Here is a 22,722-nt window from a genome sequence, read left to right as displayed (position 1 = left end):
ATGCCGACGGCTCACGCGACAGGTGCGCGCGCGTCGGCAACAGACGATCTGCGGTCAACGAGATCGACGACTGCCGTGCGAAGACGTCGATGACGAATCGTGTCCAGTCATCGAGCAGAAGCACAGAGGGGTGAGGCAGTTGGTGCGCATGCCCAGATCTTTCTTCCGGCTTGGAAAGTGTTGGTAGGGGAATGTAGGCCGAATTGTACTTCATTGCACCGCAACACGTCGGCGCCGCGCCGAATTCCCCCTCGCCGCGCATGCTTCCCCTCTTTTGCGGCGCCCCGGCAGGTTCATCGCCACGTTGACATCACCTCCACGACGGCCCCGCCCTTGAATATTTCAAGACAAACCCGCCGCGTGCGAATAGCGCTATATCCTTTTATATACAACGATTTATGAAGCATTTCTGGGCTGAAATTTCCAACGAATGGGAGTATGTTGGGCCGGTTCCCCCGATCCATCCACCCGTCAAGAGGTGTCTCTATGGTTTCGTTTCAACTGAACGGCCGCCCCGTGCAGGTCGACGTCGACCCTGCCACTCCCCTGCTCTGGACCCTGCGCGATGCGCTCAACATGACCGGCACCAAGTTCGGTTGCGGCATGGCGCTGTGCGGCGCTTGCACCGTGCATCTGGACGGCGCGCCCATCCGGAGCTGCATTACCCCGATCTCTGCGGTTGCGGGCAAAAAAGTCACCACCATTGAAAACGTCGGCGCGGACCCCGTCGGGCGCGCCGTGCAGGACGCCTGGGTCAAGCACGACGTGCCCCAGTGCGGCTACTGTCAGAGCGGCCAGATCATGTCTGCCGCGGCCTTGCTGCGCGAGAACAAACAGCCCAACGACGAGCAGATCGACGCGGCCATGGCGGGCAATATCTGCCGCTGCGGCACCTATGCCCGCATTCGGGCGGCGATCAAAGACGCTGCGGCGTCGCTGGCCTGAGGCGAGGAGACAACACCATGCGTGGACTTCGTTTTTCCCAGCGTCCCGGCGTTGCCGTGGGCGACTTTGCCGGCGTGTCACGCCGAGCGTTTCTCAAAACGTCGGCGATGGCGGCGGGCGGCCTGATGCTCGAAATGTCGCTCCCGGGCGCCATGCGCTCCGCCAGCGCGCAGGGCGCGGCGGCCACCCCCGTCGTGCCGTCGGCGTTCGTGCGCATTGCGCCGGACGACACCGTCACCATTCAGGTCAACCGACTCGACTTCGGACAGGGCGTGCAGACCGCACTGCCCATGCTCGTCGCCGAAGAACTCGATTGCGACTGGTCCAAAGTACGAAGCGAATTGGCGCCTGCGGCCGACGTCTACAAAGACCCGTTATTCGGCATTCAGATGACGGGGGGCTCCGGGTCCGTTGCGCACTCGTGGCTTCAGTACCGGCGCATCGGGGCATCGGCCCGCGCCATGCTCATCGCCGCTGCCGCACAGCAGTGGAAAGTCCCTGCGTCGCAACTGCGCACCGAAAACGGCGTCGTCCTGGGCCCCAATGGCCAGCGCGCCACCTACGGCAGCCTCGCTGCGCGGGCGCAAGCGCTGCCGGTGCCGGCCGACGTCGCCCTGAAAGATCCGTCCGCGTTCCGTCTGCTCGGCAAGCCGACCGGCCGGCTCGACGCGCGCGCCAAGTCGACCGGCGTGCCCATGTACGGCATGGACTTCAAGCTGCCGAACCTCAAAGTGGCGGTCGTGGCACGTCCGCCGGTATTCGGTGCAAAGGTAAAGAGCTTTGACGCCAAAGCGGCGCGCGCGATCAAGGGTGTGCGCGACGTGCTGGAGATTCCCGACGACCGGGGCGGCACCGCCGTGGCCGTGATTGCCGATGGCTACTGGCAGGCCAAGACCGGGCGCGACGCGTTGAATGCCACGTGGGACACCAGCGGTGTCGAGCACGTCGACACCACCGCGCAACTGGCCAAATTCAAGGAAATGGCCAAGACACCGGGGACTGTCGCTATCGATGCCGACATCTCCAAACTCAAGGGCGCGCCGAAAACGCTCGTCGCCGAATACAGCTTCCCGTATCTGGCCCATGCCCCGATGGAGCCGTTGAATTGCACCGTACAGCTCACAGACAAAGGGGCGGAAGTGTGGACGGGCACACAGTTCCAGACCGTCGACCAGGCGGCCATGGCGCGCACGCTCGATCTGAAGCCGGAGCAAGTCAAGCTGCACACGTTAATGGCCGGGGGTGGTTTCGGCCGTCGCGCGGTGCCGACGTCCGACTATGGTGTCGAGGCCGCACAGGTGGCGAAAGCGTGGCGTCGGGCGGGGCACCGGGAGCCGGTCAAAGTCATCTGGAGCCGAGAAGACGACATTCATGGCGGCTACTACCGCCCGATGTATGTGCATCGTGCCGAGATCGGTCTGGATGCCAAGGGCAACGTTCTGGCGTGGAACCACACCATCGTGGGCCAATCGATTTTGCAGGGCACGCCGTTCGAAAAAATGATGGTCAAGAACGGCATCGACGCGACGAGTGTGGAAGGCGTATCGGGCACCCCGTACGCGGTGCCGTTGCGTCTGACCTTGCATAGTCCGCAGGTCAACGTACCGGTCCTGTGGTGGCGTTCCGTGGGCAACACGCACACGGCGTTCGTCATGGAGACACTGGTTGACGAATTGGCAAAGAATGCGGGACAGGACCCGGTGGCGTATCGATATGCGTTGATGGGGGACAAGCATCCGCGGCATCGTGAGGCCTTGGCGTTGGCGGTCGAGCGTTCTGGATATGGCAAGACCAAATTACCGCAGGGACAAGCGTGGGGCGTAGCGGTGCATGAGTCCTTCGATTCCGTGGTGGCGTATGTGGTGGTTGCGGAAATGCGAAATGGGTCTCCGCGATTGGTGAGTGCGACGGCGGGGGTGCATTGCAATTTCGCGGTCAATCCGTTGACGGTAGCGGCACAGGTGGAGGGTGCGGCGTTAATGGGATTGGGTACGACGTTAGCCGGCGCGGCCATCACGTTGAAGGATGGTGCGGTGGAGCAGAGCAACTTCCATCAGTACACGGTGGCGCGGTTGACGGACATGCCGGCGATTAGCGTCCATGTGGTGAGTTCCGGCGATGCACCGACGGGCATGGGTGAACCGGGTTTGCCGCCGTTGGCGCCGGCGTATGCCAATGCGCTATTCGCGTTGACTGGCAAGCGCCAGCGGGCGTTGCCGTTCGAAGTCACGCAGGCGTAAGAGAACTCAGCAAAAAAGAAAGAAGGAAGGGGGTTCCTGAGAAAACCTGATGGTAGGCGGGACCGGGGCCCCTTTCTGCAGCGAGTTGGGTTTATGTCTGAGAGGCGGAAAGGGGCCCCGGTCCCGCCTCTGGGGCTTTGGGCAGAACCGTGGGGTTAAGAAAAGGAAGGAAGCGGCAGTCGAACGATAAGCCCTACCCGACGAGCAGATGCTTGAAGGGGGCAAAAATCCCCTGCCAGAACGACTCAGGCACGCGCAGCATGAGATAGGTGATGGCGATATACCGAAGCGTCTTCCCGATGGCGATATAGAAGAGGCAGGCACGCCAGGAGAGGCGAAGCCATCCGGCGAGGGTGCAGAGGGGGTCGCCGACGACGGGAAGCCATGAGAGGAGCAGAAGGGGCGGACCGAAGCGGCGCATCCATCGGTGATAGCGTTCGCTCATCGGCGCCTTGCCTTGGGCGCGCTGACTCTCGTCCCCATCAGAAACCGTCGGCACAACGCCCCCACCGCCGTTCAGTGCGGCAGCGCGGGCATGGGCTCGCCGGCGGGCCTTGAGGCGCACGAAAGCGCGTCGTGCGGCGAAGCCCATCCACCAGTCGAGCATGCCGCCGGCGGTATTACCCACGCTGGCCACGACGATGGCGGGCCAGAACATATGCGGATTGAGCGACACGTAGCCGAACAGCGCGGGCTCCGAGCCCATGGGCAGCAGCGTGGCGGACAGAAACGACACCAGAAAAATGGCTGGCAGTCCGATGCCGGGCAGTGCGAGCACGCCGAGCAGCCAGGTGATGAACGACTCCATGCAACTCCGGAAAAAATCAGAACGAATCGAAAAGCGGGGCGAATCCCGCCGTCCATGACCGACCGGACGGTCGGCACAACGTCGACACTCGCGAGCACGCGTTGTTTGGCAGAAACAAAAAGTCTGGCGCATAATGCGAGACCATGACCCGACCCCTGACGCCGCCCGTGGCCATTCTACTGGCAGGCGGACTCGGTACCCGCTTCGATGCGGCTGGGCGCCGGAACAAGCTGCTCGCGCCGCTGCCCGGAGATCCCCTGAACCGACCCGTTGCCCTCGCCAGCGCCCACTCGCTGCTGGCGGTGTTGCCGCGCGTCATTGCCGTGGTGCGTCCGGATTCGGCGGAATTGGAAAACGTGCTGTTGCAGGCCGGTTGTGAAGTCGTCATGAGCCACGCCACCAAGCGCGGCATGGGTGCGACGCTCGCCGCCGGCATCCAGTCCGGCATCAACGAAGCCCCGCCCGCCGGGCTCGAACATCTCGACGGCTGGCTCGTTGCGCTGGCCGATATGCCCTACATCCACCCGAACACCCTGCGCGCGATCACCAACGGGCTCACCTCGCCCGAAGCCATCGTTGCGCCGAGCTATCAGGGACAACGCGGCCATCCCGTCGCGTTTGGTTCTGCCTTTACCTCGCGTCTGGCCGCCCTCGATGGCGACATTGGCGCGCGCGACCTGTTGATTAGCGAGCACATTACGATCGTCGATGTCGACGACGCCGGAATCGTGCGCGACATCGACACCCCAGACGACCTTCGCTAGGGCGCGCACTCCCCTTTCCCGTATTTTCCCGAGAGACAAGCGCGACCGCCCTGGCGGACGTGCTGGTCTATCATTGTCCTTTTGTTCCTTGATGTGCCTAACCTGAAGAAGCCTTAAATCATGTCCGACGCAGCTCCCGACTATCTGAAGAAGATCCTGACCGCAAAAGTCTACGACGTCGCCAAAGAAAGCGAACTCGAATTGGCGCGCACGCTCTCCATGCGGCTGCACAATCGAATTTATCTGAAGCGCGAAGACAACCAGACGGTGTTCTCCTTCAAGATTCGGGGCGCGTACAACAAGATGGCCAATCTGAGCGACGCCGAGCGCGAGCGCGGCGTGCTCACCGCGTCGGCTGGCAACCATGCCCAGGGCGTGGCGTACTCGGCGGCGCGTCTGGGCTGCAAGGCCGTCATCGTCATGCCGGTCACCACCCCGCAGGTCAAGATCGACGCCGTCAGAACCCATGGCGGCCGCGCCGTCGAAGTCGTGCTCGCCGGCGACTCGTACAGCGACGCCTACGCCCACGCCATGACCTTGCAGGAAGAACGCGGCCTCACCTTCGTGCCGCCGTTCGACGATCCCGATGTCATTGCCGGTCAGGGCACCATCGCCATGGAAGTGCTGCGCCAGCATCAGGGTCCGCTGCATGCCATCTTCGTGCCCATCGGCGGTGGCGGTCTCGCCGCCGGTGTCGCCGCCTACGTCAAAGCCGTGCGCCCCGAGATCAAAGTCATCGGCGTGCAATCGGTCGACTCCGACGCCATGGCGCAATCCATCCACGCCGGCGAGCGCGTGCTGCTGAGCGACGTAGGCCTCTTCGCCGACGGCACTGCCGTGAAATACGTCGGTGCGGAAACCTTCCGCCTGTGCGAAGCGTATCTCGACGAAGTCGTGCGCGTGGACACCGATCAACTCTGCGCCGCCATCAAAGACGTCTTCCAGGACACCCGCAGCGTGCTCGAGCCGTCGGGCGCGCTGTCCGTCGCGGGCGCCAAGCTCTACAGCGAACGTGAAAAGCTCAAGGGCGAAACGCTCGTGGCGATCACCTCCGGCGCGAACATGAACTTCGACCGCCTGCGCTTCGTGGCCGAGCGCGCCGAAGTCGGCGAGGCGCGCGAAGCTGTGTTTGCCGTGACCATTCCCGAGGCGCGCGGCAGCTTCAAGCGCTTTACCGAAGTGGTGGGCAGCCGCAATGTGACCGAGTTCAACTACCGAATTAGCGAAGCGTCCAACGCCCACATCTTCGTGGGTATCCAGATGCATAACCGCGACGAAGGCGAACGCATCAAGGCCGGCTTCGAGCGCCACGGCTTCCCCACGCTCGATCTGTCCAACGACGAACTGTCCAAGCAGCACATCCGCTACATGGTCGGTGGCCGCTCGGCGCTCGCCAGCAACGAAGTGCTGTTCCGTTTCGAATTCCCCGAGCGTCCGGGCGCGTTGATGAAATTCCTCTCGGCCATGAGCCCGAACTGGAATATCAGCCTGTTCCATTACCGGAATCAGGGGGCCGACTACAGCAACATCCTGGTCGGCATGCAGGTACCGGACAACGAGAAAGCCGCGTTCCGCGACTTCCTCGCCACGCTCGGCTATCCTTACTGGGACGAAAGCGACAACCCCGTCTACAAGCTGTTCCTCGCGTAAGCGGGAACCGCGCAGACACCGCCCTCCACCCGCTCACGACAGGACGCCATCGCCACCATGCCGATCTCGCTCGAGAACAAACTCGTTGTCGCGATATCCTCGCGCGCGCTGTTCGACTTCGAAGAAGAGAACCGCGTGTACGAGACCGGCGTGGCGCATGGCGACGACAAGTCGTACATGCGCTACCAGCTCGAACGCCTCGACGTACCTGCGCGTGTCGGTGTGGCGTTCCCGCTCGTGAAGAAGTTGCTCGCCTTCAACGAAGGTAGCGAAGACAAGCATCGCGTCGAGGTCGTCGTGCTCTCGCGCAACGATCCCGTGAGCGGCATGCGCGTGTTTCGCTCGGCGCGTCAGGTCGACCTCAAGATCGAGCGCGGCGTGTTCACGCGCGGGCGCGATCCGTTCGGCTATCTCAACGCCCTGGGCGCCCACCTGTTTCTGTCGGCCAACGAGCGCGATGTACGCGGCGCCCTTGCCGCCGGCTTTCCGGCAGCACGCGTGTATCCCGATTCGGCCAAAAAGGCGGAGCTTCATCCCGACGAAATCCGCATCGCCTTCGACGGCGACGCGGTGCTCTTCTCCGATGAAGCCGAACGGATCTTCCAAAGCAACGGCCTCGACGCGTTCCAGCAACATGAAATCGAACGCGCCGCAACGCCGCTGCCGCCGGGTCCGTTCAAACCGCTGCTGCTGGCGCTGCATCGATTGCAGACGCTCGCGGGCCACGAAGTGCCGGTCAAGATCCGCACGGCGCTCGTGACCGCACGCTCCGCCCCGGCACATGAGCGCGCCATTCGCACACTGATGGACTGGAAAATCGACATCGACGAGGCGATGTTTCTGGGCGGGCTGGACAAAGGCACCTTCCTGCGCGAGTTCGAGCCCGATTTCTTCTTCGACGACCAAACACGCCACTGCGAGTCCGCCGCGCGGGTCAGCCCGACCGGACACGTCATCAGTGGCATAGCCAATCATGACAACGCCTGACCAATCTCCGCTGGGCAAAGAAGTTGCCTACACCGAGCAATACACACCGTCGTTGCTCTTCCCGATCGCACGCGCCCCGGCGCGCGCGGCCATCGGCGTGCCCGATGCCCTGCCGTTCTTCGGCGCAGACATCTGGAACGGCTACGAACTCTCGTGGCTGGGCGAAAAGGGCAAGCCGCAGATCGCACTGCTCACCGCCATCGTGCCGGCCGACTCGCCGAACATCATCGAATCGAAGTCGTTCAAGCTGTACCTCGGGTCGTTCGCCCAGACCAAGCTGGCCAACGTCGACGCCGCACGTGCGCTGATCCAACAAGACCTGTCGGAAGCGGCCGGGGCCCCCGTGCAGGTGCGCCTCGTCGAACCGGGCGCCTTCGACAAGCTCGAACTCGACGAACTCGACGGCCTGCTCGTCGACCGACTCGACATCGAAACGGATGTCTATACCCCCGACGCCACGTTGCTCAAGGCCGCCGAGGGCGAACCTCATGTGGACGAGACACTGGTGTCGAACCTGCTCAAGTCCAACTGCCCGGTGACGGGGCAACCCGACTGGGGCAGTCTGCAGATTCGCTACGTCGGACCGCCGATCGATCAGGAAGGCCTGCTCAAATACGTGATTTCGTACCGGCGTCATACCGGTTTTCACGAGCAGTGCGTGGAAGGCATTTTCATGGACATCCTTCGCCAGTGCAAACCGAGCCAGTTGGCCGTGTATGCCCGCTACACGCGACGCGGTGGGCTGGACATCAACCCGTTTCGCACCAACTTCACGCTGCCGATGCCGGACAACGCGCGCACCGCGCGTCAGTGATGTGCGGGGATCGCGACGTCAATCGCGCCCCATAAAAAAGGCGACGGGTGAGCCCCGTCGCCAAATCCACCCACATAACGTGTGTCTACCGACTAGCTCAGGTAACTGACCTTGAGCAGCAACTTACGCGCGGCGTTGCCTACGTTCGCATATTTCGGCTGACCGGCGCATCGATTCAGCGTCTCCGTCATTGCGCGGTGCGCCGCCTCGAAGTGCTGTAGCTCGATCAGACATTCCCCAACGCGATACATCGGCCCGGGCGCCTCCTCGTCCATCAATGCCGCCGCCATGAACAGCGGCAGCGCGGCCTTCGGTTCGCCATGCCGTAACACCGAGAGCGCCAGCGCCACCGCATAGTCGGCTTCGAGCGGACACGCCGAGAGCAGCGGGGCGAAGCATTCGATGGCCTGTGCATAGTCACCGCGCTCGAACGCCCCATAGCCGCAGCGATACGCCGCGTCGCATTGCATCGCGTCCCACGCGCCGGGACGTGGCATCCCCATGGCCTCGCGCTGTTTGTTGGCGTCGCGCACGGCAGCCAAGGCCACATCGATCTCGTTGGCGATGTCCTGCGAGGACGGCATCATGTCTTGGGATATCTCAGACAGGCTCACGCCGCAGGTCCTCCGAAGTCACCGGTTTCGAATCGTGCTCGCACGCTCAGCGTCCCTATTTCCTGGGCGGCCTCGCGACGCTTTCGCAACGCCAGACACACCTGAGTGAGACCGAACGTCACCGCCACCGACGACACGAATCCCATGCCCCCGCCGAAGCCATAGCCCAGCCATCGGCGATTGTGCGCTGCGACCGAAGTATCCGCCTGCGCGTCTGCCTCCAGACAGATGTATGCGGCGCTCACGAGCCCTGCCAGCCCCAACACCACACTCGTCATCCCTATCAGCCCAGCGCCGCATCCTGCGTCGACAAGCCGGCTCATCCTCCGGGAACGCAAACGCACATCGTCGGGTGTTAGCGGAAAATCGATGTTGACTTGCATGTCCTCGGCAGCCTCGACTGCCGGGCGATGCGACGGCACTTGCACAGTCGCACCTGATATTGGCGCTGGTCTCACGGTCCATCTCCTTTCTGATCGGGAGATTGAAGACTGCGCGCACCCGATATCGACAGCCATCGAAGTCAAACCGCAGACTTTGCGAAACGGTTACCAAAGTGTCCGTCAATGTGAATGCGTGAGGCGAAAACACGCAAAAAAAAGGCCGACGAAATCGTCGGCCGCTTCCTCGAAGTCCCGCTCTCGCCCGACCGGACATTCCTCAACGGGATATCGGACCGGGCGCCGCCTCATCGGCAGATCATGCGTATTCTCGCGTCCCCGCCTTCATTTCAAACTGCTCGCCCACACGCGAATCCTGTGGTTCGGAGGCCATCGCGCTACGCTTCTCCCACCCGATGCCAAGGCGGTAGAGGCCCAGCGTGGCCGCCAACACCCCGAGTCCGAGGAGTGCTCCGCCCGCACTGTATTTCGCCCTCGTCTGGCTTTGCGCCAGCGACGAATCGTCAACCGTCGTCGCGGCATCGACAACGAAATATGCGCCCCCGGCGACGCCCGCGATGCCCAGAATCGTCACTGCCAACCCCGTCAACATCGTCGAACATCCCGCCGGACACACCGGGCGCTCCGTTTGCCGGTGAAGGCGGACATCGTCAGGCGCAAGCGGGAAGTCGATGACCCGGGTCAGTTCGTCCAGATGGGCATCCATCGAGGACTGCGGCGTCGTGGCAGGTACTGCGGTCGTTGTCGAGTTTGAGTCCAGTCTCACGGTTCGTCTCCTGACAAGTTAGGAAACGCAAGCCTGCACGCCTCTCCCATCCTGTGCCATCGAAGCCCAACCGCGGGCTTTGTGAAACCAGTACCGGGGACTTGCCAATGAGGCAATCAATAAGCCTAGGCCGCAGGCTTCTTGTACGCCACGCAGTCTACTTCCACCTTACAGTCGATCACCATACTCGACACCACGCAGGCGCGCGCGGGCGGGTGCTCACCGAAGTACTCCTTGAACACCTTGTTGAACGATGCGAAGTCGCGCGGATCGTCCAGCCATACACCGCAACGCAGCACGTGCTCGGTGCCGTAACCGGCCTCCGTGAGAATCGCGAGCATATTCTGGATGGCCTGATGCGTCTGCGCGACGATGCCGCCATCGATCACTTCGCCATCTTTCATCGGGGTCTGCCCCGACACGAACAGGAAGCCATCGGCTTCGGTTGCGCGGGCAAAGGGCATGCGCTGGCCACCCGTGCCCTGCCCGCCTTCCACGCCATAACGTTTGATGCTCATCATCGCTCCTTTCGACAAAACGGCTTCAACCACATGAATTCAAAGTACCGGCTGCGGCGTACCGCGACGCACGAAACGTCCCGCGCGCGCATTCTGCGTGGGCGCGCGATCCTGCCACGACAACACGCCGTTGACCCATACGGCAGCAATGCCGTAGGCCGGCTGCATCGGGTCGGTGAACGTGGCGGCGTCGGCCACGGTGGCCGGATCGAACAGCACCAGATCGGCCCAGTAACCTTCGCGCACGAAGCCGCGCTGCGTCAGACCGAAGCGCTCGGCCGACAAGCCCGTCATCTTGTGGATGGCTTCGGCTAGCGGGAACAATTGCTGCTCTCGGCTATAGCGACCGAGGACGCGTGGGAATGCGCCCCACAGACGCGGATGCGGCAACGGATCGTTCGGCAGCCCGTCGGAGCCGACCACGGTCGCCGGATGCCGCAGAATGCGTCGCACATCGTCCTCTTCCATGCAGTGGTACACGGCGCCTGCCGGTTGCAGACGCTTCGCGGCCTCCATCAGATCGACGCCCCACTCGCCGGCAATCGTCGCGAGTAGCTTGCCGCCTTGCTCGGGATGCGGTTGCGACCACGTCACGAGAATGTCGAAGTCGTCAGTGACCTGTTTGAGATCGAGCGTCGACGAACTGGCCGTGTACGGATAGCAGTCGCAGCCAACGGGCTGGAAGCGCTGCGCCTTGTCGAGCGCCTCGAGAATCTCCGTGCTGCGTCCCCAGTTATCGACGCCGGCACACTTCAGATGCGAGACGACCACTGGCACGCGGGCATGACGACCGATGCGGAAGGCTTCGTCGAGCGCTTCAAGAATCTCGGCAAATTCGGTTCGCAAATGGGTGGCATACAGCCCACCGGCTTCGGCAAGCGGCTCGGCCAGCGCGAGCACTTCCTCCGTCGGCGCGGCATTGGCGTTCGCATAGGCAAGACCGGTCGACAGGCCTAACGCGCCATGGTCGAGCGCCTCGCGCAATTGCGCGCGCATGCCCTCGATCTCCGCTTCGGTCGCGGGACGATCAAGCCGGTCCATATGATTGTTGCGCAGGGCAGTGTGACCGATTAACGCGGCCACATTGATTGCCGGCTGCGCCTTCTCAAGCGCGTCGACATACGCGGCGAAGGTCGGATACCGGAAGGCATCGGCCTCGCCCAGCAGGTTCATCGGGTCGGGCGGATCGCCCTTGAGCGTCACCGGCGACGCACTGATGCCACAGTTGCCGACCACCACGGTCGTCACGCCCTGCGAGAGCTTTGGCGTCATGTCCGGTGCGCGCACGACGTTCGTGTCGTCGTGGGTGTGAACGTCGATGAAGCCAGGGCTCAGCACGAGTCCGTCGCCCTGAATCTGCTGCGCCGCCTGCCAGCCCGACAAGGCGCCGGCCGGCGCAATCGTATGGATACGGCCGTCGCGCAAGGCGACGTCGAAACGCTCGTCGGTCATCGGCGCGCCGGAGCCGTCCGCCAGACGAACGCTCGTAATGAGGGTGTCGACCGTCCGGTTCGCAAGGCAGTCAGTCATATCAGTCTCCCAGAGGCTGGCGATCGCCGCCGCCCCGATGCGTGTCGAGCACATACTTGATACGCCGCAACAGCGCCTGGCTCTGCGGCTTGGCGAGCAACGCCAGTTCCGTGGCCAGCACGTCCATCGCCAGCAGCATCGCGTAACGCGACGACGACGGTTTGAAAATAAAATCCGTTTCCAGCGCACGGATCGGCAACACCTCGTCGGCCAGCGCCGCAAGCGGCGAACCCGTCGCCGTGATCGCCACCACTTGTGCGCCGTACTCCCGCGCGATCTCGCACGCCGAAACCAGCTCGGGCGTGTGGCCACTCACAGAGAACGCGAGCACGACGTCGTCGCGCCCGAGCGTGCCGGCGACCATACGAGCCATCACAGCGTCCTGATAACTCGCCACCGGCCGCCCCAGACGCACCAGCCGGTAACGCGCCTCGTCAGCCATCAGCGACGAACCACCGCCCATGCCGAAGGCATACACCATGCGGGCCGACAGCAGACGCCCTGCCGCACGCCGCACAACATCCGGCTTGATGAGGCCGCGATGCACCTGCAACGTGGTCTGAATATCGTCGGCAATCCGGTCTATGGTCTGCCCCGAACCGTCTTGCCCATTGGTCGCGTTCGCGCCGAAAAAACGCTGACCGACCACGGCCGCCTGTGCCAGACGAAGCTTGAGATCGCGCACGTCGCGACAGCCCATCGCCTTGGCGAAGCGCGTCACACTCGCCTCGCTCACCCCTGCGCGCTCCGCCAGCACATTGATCGATGCGGCCGCCGCGCCCGCCACATCTTCCAGCACCACCTGCGCGACCTTGCGCTCCGCCTGGCTCAAGGCGTCGCTGCGTTCGGCAACGCGCGTCACGATATCGAAGGTTTCGGCCATGTCCCGGGTCTGTGTGGCTCCCGCGACGATTCGCCGGGACGCCTTTTTGAAAGATTCACCAATTTTTGGTACTTTATAACAAAATTGTCAAACGCTGGTAATTCAAAGCTATTATAGGAGCCATCCGGCGGCTATTGGCGCATCGTCACGTGGAGGATTCTCAATGAATGATACAAACTATCAACATGGCATGATCGATACCCTCAACAAGGGTCTCGGTGCGTTGAATGCCCCGCTTGCGCCGTCGGCCACGGCAGGACTGGGCTGGAATCTGCTCAACGAAGATCTGAGTCTGCCCACGGCGGTGCTCTACGAAGACAAGATCCGTCACAACCTCGCGTGGATGCAGCGCTTCGTGCATGAGTACGGCGTAAAGCTCGCGCCGCACGGTAAAACGACGATGGCGCCGAAGCTGTTCCGCCGTCAGCTCGACGGTGGGGCGTGGGGCATCACACTCGCCACCGCGCACCAGACCAACGCGGCATATCACCATGGGGTGCGACGCATCCTCATGGCGAACCAGCTAGTCGGCAAGCGCAACATGGCGCTGATCGCCGATCTGCTGAAAGACCCCGATTTCGAGTTCTTCTGTCTGGTGGACTCGGCCGCTGCGGTGGCTCACCTTGGCGAGTTCTTCCGTGCGCGCGGCCAGTCGATTCAAGTGTTGATCGAACTCGGCGTGACGGGCGGACGCACCGGCGTTCGCGACGCCGCGCAACAACAAGCCGTGCTCGACGCGCTGACGCAGTACCGCGACGCCGTCAAGCTCGCGGGTGTGGAAGTCTACGAAGGCGTGCTCAGCACCGAAGCGGACATTCGCGCGTTCCTGCAACGGGCGGTGAACATCACGCGCGAGTTGATCGCGTCGGGTCGCATCGAGCGTAGCCCGGCGGTGCTCTCCGGCGCGGGTTCGGCGTGGTACGACGTGGTTGCCGACGAGTTTGCGCACAAGGACGTTGGGGCTCCGCTCGACGTGGTGTTGCGCCCCGGCTGCTATCTCACGCACGACGTTGGCATCTACAAGGCAGCGCAAGCACAGATCGCCACGCGCAACCCGATCGCGAAGCAGATGCGCTCGCAACTGCAACCGGCGCTGCAACTCTGGGCCTATGTGCAGTCGATTCCCGAACCGGAGCGCGCCATCATCGCCCTGGGCAAGCGAGATGCGGCGTTCGATGCCGGCATGCCGGAACCCGCGCAGCAGTTCCGCCCGGGCGAGAGCCATGCCCCGAGGGCCGCGCCCTCGCATTGGGAGATCACCGGCATGATGGATCAGCATGCCTATCTGCGCATCGCACCGGGTGACGATGTTCGCGTCGGCGACATGATCGCGTTCGACATCTCGCACCCGTGCCTCACGTTCGACAAATGGCGTCATGTGCCGATCGTCGACGGTGACTACAACGTCGTCGACATCGTGCAAACGTTCTTCTGAACGTCCGGTGAAAGCGAGACAACGAGACATCTCGCCGGCGCCGCCACCATGAAAAAGCCGCCCTTGGGGCGGATTTTTCATCACATCGCAATCATGGCGAACCAGAGCTTACGACTGACCTCGCGGCGCGCGCTTGCGGGGTGCCGCGCCGGGCGGTGCCGTCTGATCGGCTGAAGCGGCCGCATTTCTGCGCTTCGGCTCCCCGCCCGGCTTCGCCGCCGGATCGGATGCCTTTGCCCGGGTCGCCACCGACTTGAACTGGGCCTCGAGATGTCCCAAAGCGCTTTCCAGCGTGGCGATGTCGGCCGCCGTCATCCCTTCGAGCGCGTCGTCGAAAAAGGCCTGGCGGCGCGGTGTCGCCTCTTCATACACGGTCATGCCTGCGGCGGTGAGCGTGACGTTCGTGAGGCGATTGTCGTCGGGATCGGTTGCACGCGAGAGCCAGCCGAGGGCCTCCATCGACTGTAACTGACGCGTGAGCGACGCGGGATCGAGTCGGCAGTGTTCCGCCAGAAATTTTTGGGAACACGTACCACGTTCGGCCAGCGCGAGAATGATTCGCCAGCGCGGCAACGGGTGGCCGACCTGCGCGTCGAACGCGAGCATCATCGCCCGATACGTCAGGCTGAGCTGCTGGATGACGTTACGTTTGAGAGCCGTAGGCATCGCGTCACTCCCCGACTGGCGCCTTCGGCTTTGCGCCGCGCGTCAGACGAATGAGCGGCACGCGCCGCACGAACCAAAGACCGGCAAGCGCCGCCGCGAGCGACACCATCTGCCCGTTATGAATGGCGGCGACGAGCGAGATGCGTGCCGACTCGATGAACAGCGCACCGTTCTGCCCCATGTGCGCAAGCGTCATCATGAAGTCGTTCTGTGCCTGAGTGTTCACGAGAATCTGGGGATCGGAGAGTTGGGCTGTCCACTGTGTGCCCTCGCTGGCGACGAGCGCGTCTTTCACGCGTGCGGTGTAGCTGTGATTCACGAGTGTGCCGACGATAGCGGTGCCGAGCATCCCGCCGATCATGCGCAGCGATTGCATGAGGGCGGTCGCAATGCCGAGATGCGCGCGTCCGGCGACTTCCTGCGCGAAGACGGTGAGGTTCGGCATCACGAAGCCAAGGCCGAGACCGGCAAGCAGCATATAGCCGGCGATCAGTCCGTGAGGCGTGCCGCGATGCGTGGTGATGACGCCTGCGCAGGCCAGCGCGAGCAAAAAGAAGCCACCGTAAAGCATGACGTTCGGGTTCGGCAAACGGGTGATGAGTCGGCCGTTGACGATACTGCCCACGGTGATGCACACCACCATTGGCGTGATGAGCAGACCGGTTTCACGCGGCGAAAGCCCGAAGCCCCCCTGAAGCATCAACGGTGCGTAGAACAGCACGCCGAACATGGCAAAGCCTGCGAAGACCGACAGCACGAAGAGCGACGCCAGACTCTTATCGCGGAACATTTCGAACGGCAGGATCGGATGCGAGGTGCGCTTCTCCCACCAATAGAGGGCGTATGACGAGACGATCAGCACAACGAACAACGTCACCACGCCGCGCGAGAGGCCATCGGCGGGGAGCCATTCGACAAGCATCTGCAGGCTGCCGAGTGCGGCGGTAATGAGGAGTGCGCCGAGCCAGTCGAGACTCGCCTTGCCGTGGCCTTCGGCGCGCATGTGCGGCAAATGGCGGCCGACGAACCAGAGCCCGAGCAAACCGACCGGCAGGTTGACGTAGAACACCGAGCGCCAGCCATAACCTTCCGTGAGGAAGCCACCGAGCGAGGGGCCGATGGCATTGGCAATGCCGAATGCGGAACTGAGCATCACCTGCCAGCGCAGGCGCACATGGGCATCGGGAAACAATTCCGGGATGCAGGCAAACGCGGTGCCGACGAGCATGCCGCCGCCGATGCCCTGCAAGGCGCGCGCGATGACGAGGAACGGCATGCTGTTCGCGGCGCCGCACAGGACGGACGCCGCGGTGAAAACCACGATGGCGGCAACGACAAACGGCTTACGACCGTAAAAGTCGCCAAGCCGGCCGAAGATCGGCACAGTGATGACGGAGGTAAGGAGATACGACGTCGCGACCCACGCGTAATACTCGAACCCCTTGAGTTCCGCCACGATGGTTGGCAATGCCGTACCGACGACCGTCTGGTCGAGCGCCACCATCATCGTGCAGAAACAAAGGCCGAGCATCGCCACGAGCGACTGCCGGAACGGCAATACCTGCCCCGCTGAATGCGGGGTACTGGGACTGGGAGCCATTTTTTGGACGGATCAATGTTTGATCAGTCAAAGATTCTAACACGTTGATTGCGGAGGGCTGATTTTGCGACTTGCTAATAGCAATAGATCCGATAACGGCTCAGCGAGATCGGGCATCCCGTAAGCTACGCCGTCGTGCGCTGCCCGTGGAGATTGGAATGAGTGTCTACAGTCTCAGGAGCGACGACCGTTTTCGGCCAGAAGTGGGCATTGCCGAGATGATTGCACTTTACCGTTGTCGGCCAAGTGCGTACCGTAATGATCGAGTGTTCGAACACTGATTCTCCCAAGCAAAGAAATCGAACTGAATTGTGAATATATGGCAACGCTTATCAGGCCTTTTGGCGAAAAACGAGTTCGCATAAATTTTGACGGTGCTCTGGAGCAGACAGCGGAGGCCGTTGTCAATGAACTACACCGGCAATACGCAAATGGAATGGTACTTGCAGATGGTCTGCGAATTCGGTTCGGTTGGTCATTCCTGATCTTGCTCGAACGACACGGCGAGGTAGTTATCTGCGAGCCGGACTATGGCCACAATCCTTTTGCGCAGACACGCGACGACGTCAGCATTTTTCTGCGTGTTCTTGCCGCCCAGAGCGCGCTTACCAAGATGCTAGGCGTAGCTCCCACGGATATCTCGTTCCAAGACAAGATCATATTTGCCGACGGTGTTTTCGACGCGAGCCAGATGTACGCAGAGCGAATCGAACCCCAACAGGATGACTCGGGCTGGTTCTTCGGCTATACCGAAGGGGACAACAGCCCGGAGAACTTGAGGGGGGGCTATGTTTTCCAGCTACTAACGTTCAAGCCAATATTGATGCAAACCCTTCTGCTTCCGGCGGGTAGTATGGTTATGCTCGAAAACGATCAGATTCGGGATATCTTGGGACAAGACAATACGTCTTTGCTGGAACGTCGATGATCCGTCTCGAGGCATTTCGGGCTCGATGTTCGCGACGCCCGCAGTTCCGAAACGTCCCTTTCGGGTCGAAAGCCGCCATAAAAACGCTTACCGCGAGCGAGGACCACGCAGTTGATGTTGCAATGCGAAGCGCATGCCGATCGCAAGATCGTACAAGCCACTCGAATTCGGCTCGATTACCCTGTGAACCTTTTCGGGAAAGAACAGGATCGGTCGAATCGTGACGCAAAAAATATTCTGGGACGAACCTTACCAAACAACGCTAGATACCGCCGTCAGTCAGGTTGACGGTGAGCACGTCCAGGTCGAGTCGACGATATTTTTTGCATTCTCCGGCGGCCAGGAAAGCGACGAAGGTTCCCTTGGCGGATACCCGGTGATCAAAGCCGAAAGGCTTGGTCTGGGAATCGTTTATACGTTGCCGCACGACCATTCGTTACGTGTAGGGGACCGCGCCACATGGCAAATTGACTGGGAACGGCGCTATCGCCTCATGCGCCTGCACTTCGCCGCAGAAATGGTCTTGCAGTTGGTCTATCAGCTGCGTCCGGGCATCGAGCGCATCGGTGCCCACATCGCACAAGACAAGGCGCGCATCGACTTCGCGAGCGATGTCAGCCTGGCGCCGCTGTTTCCCGAGATCGAATGGGAGGCGGGCAATTTGACGACGCGCGACCTCCCTATTCTCACCGGCTTCAGCGATATCCAAACGCAGCGCAGATACTGGAAAGTCGACGGCTTTGCGATGATGGCATGTGGCGGCACGCATCCAAAATCGACTCGCGAGGTTGGTGCGGTGAAACTCAAGCGCAAGAACACAGGGCGGGGAAAGGAGCGTATTGAGATCATGCTGGTGGACGCCCAGCCTACCGCCTAAACGTTTCACACAAACTTGAGCGTTGCCGTCGAAGCGTTTCCATTGGGCTCGGATTCTGGTTAATGCATCCAGATTTGGAGGCTTTATTGCGTCCAAGCTGAACTATATGATTTACGACAGCGGTGGCTGCATTGGGCGGTCCATCGGACTGGAGAAAGGCAATGGCGAACCATGACATCAAGGGTAAGACCGTCCTGATTGCAGGCGGCGCAAAGAATCTTGGCGGCCTTATCGCGCGAGACCTGGCAGCACACGGTGCGAAAGCGGTCGTAATTCACTACAACAGCCCCAGCACGAAAGCGGCGGCGGACGAGACCGTCGCAGCGATCCGGCAGGCGGGCGCAGAGGCCGTCGCCATCCAGGCAGATCTGACGAGTGCGGGCGCTGTCGAGAAACTGTTCACTGACGCGATCGCGGCAGTCGGGCGGCCAGACATTGCCATCAACACGGTCGGCAAAGTCTTGAAGAAGGCATTCACGGAGATCACCGAGGCAGAGTACGACGAGATGACTGCCGTGAATTCGAAGTCGGCATTTTTCTTTCTGCGAGAAGCCGGTCGTCATGTGAACGACAACGGCAAAGTCGTCACGCTGGTGACGTCGCTCCTCGGCGCGTTCACCCCATTCTATGCGGCTTACGCGGGCACGAAGGCGCCGGTGGAGCACTACACGCGGGCCGCCGCGAAAGAGTTCGGCGAGCGCGGAATTTCGGTGACAGCCGTCGGCCCCGGTCCGATGGACACACCGTTCTTCTATCCCGCTGAAGGCACGGACGCGGTCGCGTATCACAAGACGGCTGCCGCACTGTCGAAGTTCTCGAAGACAGGATTGACCGACATCGAGGACGTCGTGCCCTTCATTCGGCATCTCGTCAGCGATGGCTGGTGGATCACGGGTCAGACGATCTTGATCAACGGCGGGTACACGACAAAGTAAGCCCCGTCATCATGCCGGGACGATCGCGATCCCGGCATATCCACAGGTAATACGCGGATATGTCACAAGTCTCCCCAGCGGCTGACATATCCGCCGATGGCAAGCTGAGCCCACCGCTTGTCCGCCTCATCCCTCGACATCCCTCTTCTTTTGCTGGGCTTAATCGATTTGATTAAGCCCAGCAAATATCCTGCGAAAATTGCCTCGTATTACCAAGTGATTGGTAAACGCTTCATCGACAGCACGTTGTGAATCTCGAATGAGTATGCTATTTGTGCGCCCAAAATCAAAGGAAAAATGGACGCGAATTATTGGATAATTAGTGAAAATTAGGTTCGGGTCATAGATTGCTCGGTATTGTTCGAGTGTATGGTTTTTTGAAGCGCGGCCGATCCACGGCATTCAACGTGACATGTGTCATGAGGATTGGATGAGAGCAACGTCTCACGTAACCAGAAAATAAACAGATCGATGATGGAATTCATTGCGGTGATCTACCCGGGGCCAATGATCTGCGGACTACTGGCGGCGACGGTTTGGGCCGTATTTCGTACTCGGCGCGAGCGTGCCCGGTCAGTTCGACTCACAACGACGGTATCGGAGCATGAAGTCGAACTCGAGAAACTCGCAGTTGCCCTGGCCGACGCCCGGAGGCAGGCGAGCGCAGCGCTCGATGATGCGGCCTCGTTGAGAGGGGAACTCGAACAAGCGCTTCTCGAGCAAACGGCGGTACTGGATCACACGCCGGTCAGCGTCTGCTTTGTCAAAGACCGGGTCATCGTGCGATGCAATCGCGGCTTCGAGAAGTTGTTTGGTTACGAAGCGGGCGAACCGGTCGGCAAGTCGACGCGTATTCTTTATGCCACCGACGAGGAGTGGGAGGAAGCCGGGCGCGACTACGAGGTGATTGGCGGGCGCGTCCACGTGGGCGATGCAAAGTTCGTGCGCAAGGACGGGACGCCCATCTGGTGTGCAGACCACGGCGCAGTGCTGGACCCGAACGACTTGAGCAAAGGATCGGTCTGGACGGCGCTCGATGTGACGCAACGAAAGCATGCCGAACAGGCGACGCGTGAGGCGAAGGAAGCGGCAGAAGAGGCGTCGCGGATGAAGTCCGAGTTTCTCGCCAACATGAGTCACGAGATACGAACACCCATGAATGGCGTCATTGGCATGACCCGGTTGGTGTTGAAGACCGATCTTTCGCCGCAGCAACGCAACTACGTCGAGAAAATCGCCGCGTCGGCGGAAAGCCTGCTTCGTATCATCAATGACATTCTCGATTTCTCGAAGGCCGAGGCGGGCAAGATTGTCCTTGAGCACGCGCCATTCCGACTTCAGGATATTCTCGACAACCTGTCGAGCTTGATCGTGCTCAAGACCGAGCCGACCGGTGTCGAAGTGGTGTTTCGCGTCGACAAGGATATTCCGCCACTCTTGATGGGCGATTCGCTGCGGCTCGGTCAGATTCTCGTCAACCTCGGGACGAACGCTGCCAAGTTTACGCGCCAGGGGGAAATCGTCGTCAGCGTCGATCTGCTGGCACTGCACGCGCAGCGCGCCAGGCTGCAATTCTCGGTTGCGGATACCGGTATCGGTATGACCGAGGCTCAACTGGCAAAGCTTTTTCAGATGTTCTCGCAAGCGGACGGCTCGATCACCCGCCAGTACGGTGGCACCGGGCTGGGACTTGCGATCAGCAAGCAACTGGTCGAACTGATGGGCGGGGACATCGAGGTGCAGAGCACGCCCGGCGCCGGCAGCCGTTTTACCTTCACCGTGGACCTGGAAATCGGGCGCGAGGAAAATGCTCAGGAGCGTCACAAGGTGCCGTCATTGCAGGGGCGCCGGGTGTTGGTCGTCGACGACAACGCAGTGGCGTGCGAAGTCCTTGCCGAGATGGTGATGGCATTCGGTGCGCAGGTCAGCATGGCTTCGTCCGGCGTCGCTGCACTCGATGCGTTGGTGGTGGCGTCCAGCGAAGGCAAGCCGATCGACCTGGTACTGATGGACTGGCGCATGCCGGGGTGGGATGGCGTGGAGACGACACGCTACATTCGTAGCGACGCGCGTATTGCTGCCACTCCGGCGGTGCTGATGGTGACGGCGTACTCGCGCGAAGATGTCATCGAGGAATCGACCGGCGTTCATCTCGATGGCGTCTTGTCCAAGCCGGTCAGTCCATCAACGTTGCACGACACATTGTTGAGTGCTTTGTATCCGGCAGCGGCGTCTCGAACGGAAACGGCTCAGGTGCGTGAAATGTCTCCGTCAGGGATGGCGGACGAATTTTCGCATCTCGCCGGTGCCAGGGTGTTGCTTGTTGAGGACAACGAAATCAATCGGGAAGTCGCGCTTGAGTTTCTCGCGCAGACGCCAGTTCATGTCGATGTCGCCGTGGACGGCAGTGAAGCTGTCGCACGGGTGCAGACTACGCAATACGATCTGGTCCTGATGGATATCCAGATGCCGGTCATGGACGGGTTGAGCGCGACGCGCACGATTCGCGCAATGGCCGGTTTCGAGTCGTTGCCGATCGTGGCGATGACCGCACACGCGATGGAGCGCGATCGCGAGGCGAGCCTCGACGCGGGAATGAATGACCACATTGCGAAACCGATCGACCCCGAGGCGTTGCTGCGTGTGCTGGTGACATGGGTTCGTCCATCGGCAATCCGGAACGCATCCTCCGCGGCAGATGTCCCGTCTTCCCCGGCAAGTTTGCCGCGGCAGACGCCATTGAAGCCGCTGCCGCAGCTCGCGGGTGTGAGTTGGCAGGCAGCGCTGCAACGGGTCAATCATAATCCCGCCCTGTTGTACAAGCTTATTCACAGTTTCCGCGAGGACCACGCCCGGTCTGCGCAGGCGCTGCTCGATGCGGCCGAGCGCCGTGACCTGGGCGAAATCGAATCTATCTCACATGGCCTGAAGTCGGCCTGCGCCTACCTTGGTGCGGGAAATCTGTCATGGCTTGCCGGTGAGGTCGAACGGGCATTGCGGCGGGGCGCCGAGGAAGAGGCACTGGCCCTGACGCCGGATTTGGCCGGCACGCTGACGGCGTTCGTCGATGGTCTCAGACAGATGGACATGACGACTGCCGTGGCCGCCGGGGCGTCCGATCTCACCGAGCTTATCCCGCTTGTGAAGCGACTCGCCGGGCTGCTGCGCGCGGACGATGCCCGTGCGCTCGACGCGTTATCGGATTTGAAAGCGGCAAAGGGAAACGTGTGGTCTGATGACGCACTTGCCGAGATTGCCGGTGCGGTGATCGATGTCGAATATGCGAGCGCGCTGGCGCAGTTGGAAGCGCTAGCTGTCGCGGCAGGAATTCAATGGGGGGTGTCTGTTGAGCAAGACTGAA

At 61.7% G+C, this 22,722-nt stretch carries 20 protein-coding genes; 11 read left to right on the top strand and 9 right to left on the bottom strand.

Annotated elements, in window-relative coordinates; translation table 11 throughout:
- Window positions 1–486 precede the first annotated feature (486 nt).
- Window positions 487–945 carry a (2Fe-2S)-binding protein gene (locus tag PI93_RS03920; protein ID WP_039369778.1) on the top strand — a complete coding sequence of 153 codons (459 nt, stop codon included), beginning with the start codon at window positions 487–489 and terminating at the stop codon, window positions 943–945.
- A 17-nt stretch (window positions 946–962) separates the two neighbouring features.
- Window positions 963–3,185, top strand: coding sequence for a xanthine dehydrogenase family protein molybdopterin-binding subunit (locus tag PI93_RS03915; protein WP_039369775.1), 2,223 nt, complete (start codon window positions 963–965; stop codon window positions 3,183–3,185).
- A gap of 193 nt (window positions 3,186–3,378) precedes the next feature.
- On the opposite strand, the gene PI93_RS03910 is transcribed toward PI93_RS03915, so the two are convergent.
- The gene (locus PI93_RS03910) at window positions 3,379–3,993 is read right to left on the bottom strand and encodes a YqaA family protein (RefSeq protein ID WP_039369773.1); all 615 of its coding nucleotides are present in this window, start codon (window positions 3,991–3,993) and stop codon (window positions 3,379–3,381) included.
- Between the two features lie 143 nt (window positions 3,994–4,136).
- Here PI93_RS03910 and PI93_RS03905 point away from each other — a divergent pair, with 143 nt between their 5' ends.
- The 4 genes from PI93_RS03905 (at window position 4,137) to queF (ending at window position 8,208) form a co-directional block, all read left to right on the top strand.
- Window positions 4,137–4,757 carry a nucleotidyltransferase family protein gene (locus PI93_RS03905; RefSeq protein ID WP_039369770.1) on the top strand — a complete coding sequence of 207 codons (621 nt, stop codon included), beginning with the start codon at window positions 4,137–4,139 and terminating at the stop codon, window positions 4,755–4,757.
- A gap of 120 nt (window positions 4,758–4,877) precedes the next feature.
- Window positions 4,878–6,407 (top strand): threonine ammonia-lyase, biosynthetic, encoded by a 1,530-nt coding sequence (ilvA, locus tag PI93_RS03900; RefSeq protein WP_039369767.1) that lies wholly within the window; start codon window positions 4,878–4,880, stop codon window positions 6,405–6,407.
- A 57-nt stretch (window positions 6,408–6,464) separates the two neighbouring features.
- Window positions 6,465–7,394, top strand: a complete 930-nt coding sequence (locus tag PI93_RS03895; protein WP_039369764.1) for a 5'-nucleotidase — start codon at window positions 6,465–6,467, stop codon at window positions 7,392–7,394.
- Window positions 7,381–8,208 (top strand): NADPH-dependent 7-cyano-7-deazaguanine reductase QueF, encoded by an 828-nt coding sequence (gene queF, locus PI93_RS03890; protein WP_039369761.1) that lies wholly within the window; start codon window positions 7,381–7,383, stop codon window positions 8,206–8,208. The genes PI93_RS03895 and queF overlap by 14 nt, the downstream gene beginning before the upstream one ends.
- Window positions 8,209–8,300: 92 nt before the next feature.
- Here queF and PI93_RS03885 read toward each other — a convergent pair whose 3' ends face one another.
- From PI93_RS03885 to PI93_RS03860, 6 genes are all read right to left on the bottom strand, one after another.
- Entirely contained in the window at window positions 8,301–8,795 is a 495-nt protein-coding gene (locus PI93_RS03885; protein WP_039369758.1) for a hypothetical protein, read from the bottom strand.
- Between the two features lie 23 nt (window positions 8,796–8,818).
- Window positions 8,819–9,067 (bottom strand): hypothetical protein, encoded by a 249-nt coding sequence (locus tag PI93_RS03880; RefSeq protein ID WP_144400553.1) that lies wholly within the window; start codon window positions 9,065–9,067, stop codon window positions 8,819–8,821.
- A gap of 454 nt (window positions 9,068–9,521) precedes the next feature.
- Window positions 9,522–9,989: a hypothetical protein gene (locus PI93_RS03875; RefSeq protein WP_039369752.1), complete on the bottom strand. Its 468-nt coding sequence runs from the start codon at window positions 9,987–9,989 to the stop codon at window positions 9,522–9,524.
- 125 nt (window positions 9,990–10,114) lie between these two features.
- Window positions 10,115–10,501 carry a RidA family protein gene (locus PI93_RS03870; RefSeq protein ID WP_039369822.1) on the bottom strand — a complete coding sequence of 129 codons (387 nt, stop codon included), beginning with the start codon at window positions 10,499–10,501 and terminating at the stop codon, window positions 10,115–10,117.
- 45 nt (window positions 10,502–10,546) lie between these two features.
- A complete protein-coding gene (locus tag PI93_RS03865) occupies window positions 10,547–12,037 on the bottom strand; it encodes an N-acyl-D-amino-acid deacylase family protein (RefSeq protein WP_039369749.1) in 1,491 nt (496 codons plus the stop codon).
- Between the two features lies 1 nt (window position 12,038).
- Window positions 12,039–12,920, bottom strand: a complete 882-nt coding sequence (locus PI93_RS03860) for a MurR/RpiR family transcriptional regulator (RefSeq protein ID WP_039369745.1) — start codon at window positions 12,918–12,920, stop codon at window positions 12,039–12,041.
- 163 nt (window positions 12,921–13,083) lie between these two features.
- Here PI93_RS03860 and PI93_RS03855 point away from each other — a divergent pair, with 163 nt between their 5' ends.
- Window positions 13,084–14,355: an amino acid deaminase gene (locus PI93_RS03855; RefSeq protein WP_039369743.1), complete on the top strand. Its 1,272-nt coding sequence runs from the start codon at window positions 13,084–13,086 to the stop codon at window positions 14,353–14,355.
- A 108-nt stretch (window positions 14,356–14,463) separates the two neighbouring features.
- Here PI93_RS03855 and PI93_RS03850 read toward each other — a convergent pair whose 3' ends face one another.
- Both PI93_RS03850 and PI93_RS03845 read right to left on the bottom strand, forming a co-directional pair.
- Window positions 14,464–15,021: a MarR family winged helix-turn-helix transcriptional regulator gene (locus PI93_RS03850; protein WP_080759157.1), complete on the bottom strand. Its 558-nt coding sequence runs from the start codon at window positions 15,019–15,021 to the stop codon at window positions 14,464–14,466.
- A gap of 4 nt (window positions 15,022–15,025) precedes the next feature.
- A complete protein-coding gene (locus PI93_RS03845) occupies window positions 15,026–16,621 on the bottom strand; it encodes an MDR family MFS transporter (protein ID WP_039369741.1) in 1,596 nt (531 codons plus the stop codon).
- A 319-nt stretch (window positions 16,622–16,940) separates the two neighbouring features.
- On the opposite strand from PI93_RS03845, the gene PI93_RS03840 reads away from it, so the two are divergent.
- From PI93_RS03840 to PI93_RS03825, 4 genes are all read left to right on the top strand, one after another.
- The gene (locus PI93_RS03840) at window positions 16,941–17,549 is read left to right on the top strand and encodes an immunity protein Imm33 domain-containing protein (protein ID WP_144400554.1); all 609 of its coding nucleotides are present in this window, start codon (window positions 16,941–16,943) and stop codon (window positions 17,547–17,549) included.
- A gap of 220 nt (window positions 17,550–17,769) precedes the next feature.
- A complete protein-coding gene (locus tag PI93_RS03835; RefSeq protein ID WP_039369733.1) occupies window positions 17,770–18,426 on the top strand; it encodes an alanyl-tRNA editing protein in 657 nt (218 codons plus the stop codon).
- A 161-nt stretch (window positions 18,427–18,587) separates the two neighbouring features.
- Window positions 18,588–19,361 carry an SDR family oxidoreductase gene (locus PI93_RS03830; RefSeq protein WP_039369728.1) on the top strand — a complete coding sequence of 258 codons (774 nt, stop codon included), beginning with the start codon at window positions 18,588–18,590 and terminating at the stop codon, window positions 19,359–19,361.
- Window positions 19,362–19,787: 426 nt separating this feature from the next.
- Window positions 19,788–22,721 carry a PAS domain-containing hybrid sensor histidine kinase/response regulator gene (locus tag PI93_RS03825; protein WP_144400555.1) on the top strand — a complete coding sequence of 978 codons (2,934 nt, stop codon included), beginning with the start codon at window positions 19,788–19,790 and terminating at the stop codon, window positions 22,719–22,721.
- The last annotated feature ends 1 nt before the right edge of the window (window position 22,722 follow it).

The organism is Pandoraea fibrosis (genome assembly GCF_000807775.2).
GTDB classification, from domain to species: domain Bacteria; phylum Pseudomonadota; class Gammaproteobacteria; order Burkholderiales; family Burkholderiaceae; genus Pandoraea; species Pandoraea fibrosis.
Note: the sequence above shows the minus strand (reverse complement) of the source record. Positions and strands in the feature narration are given on the sequence as shown.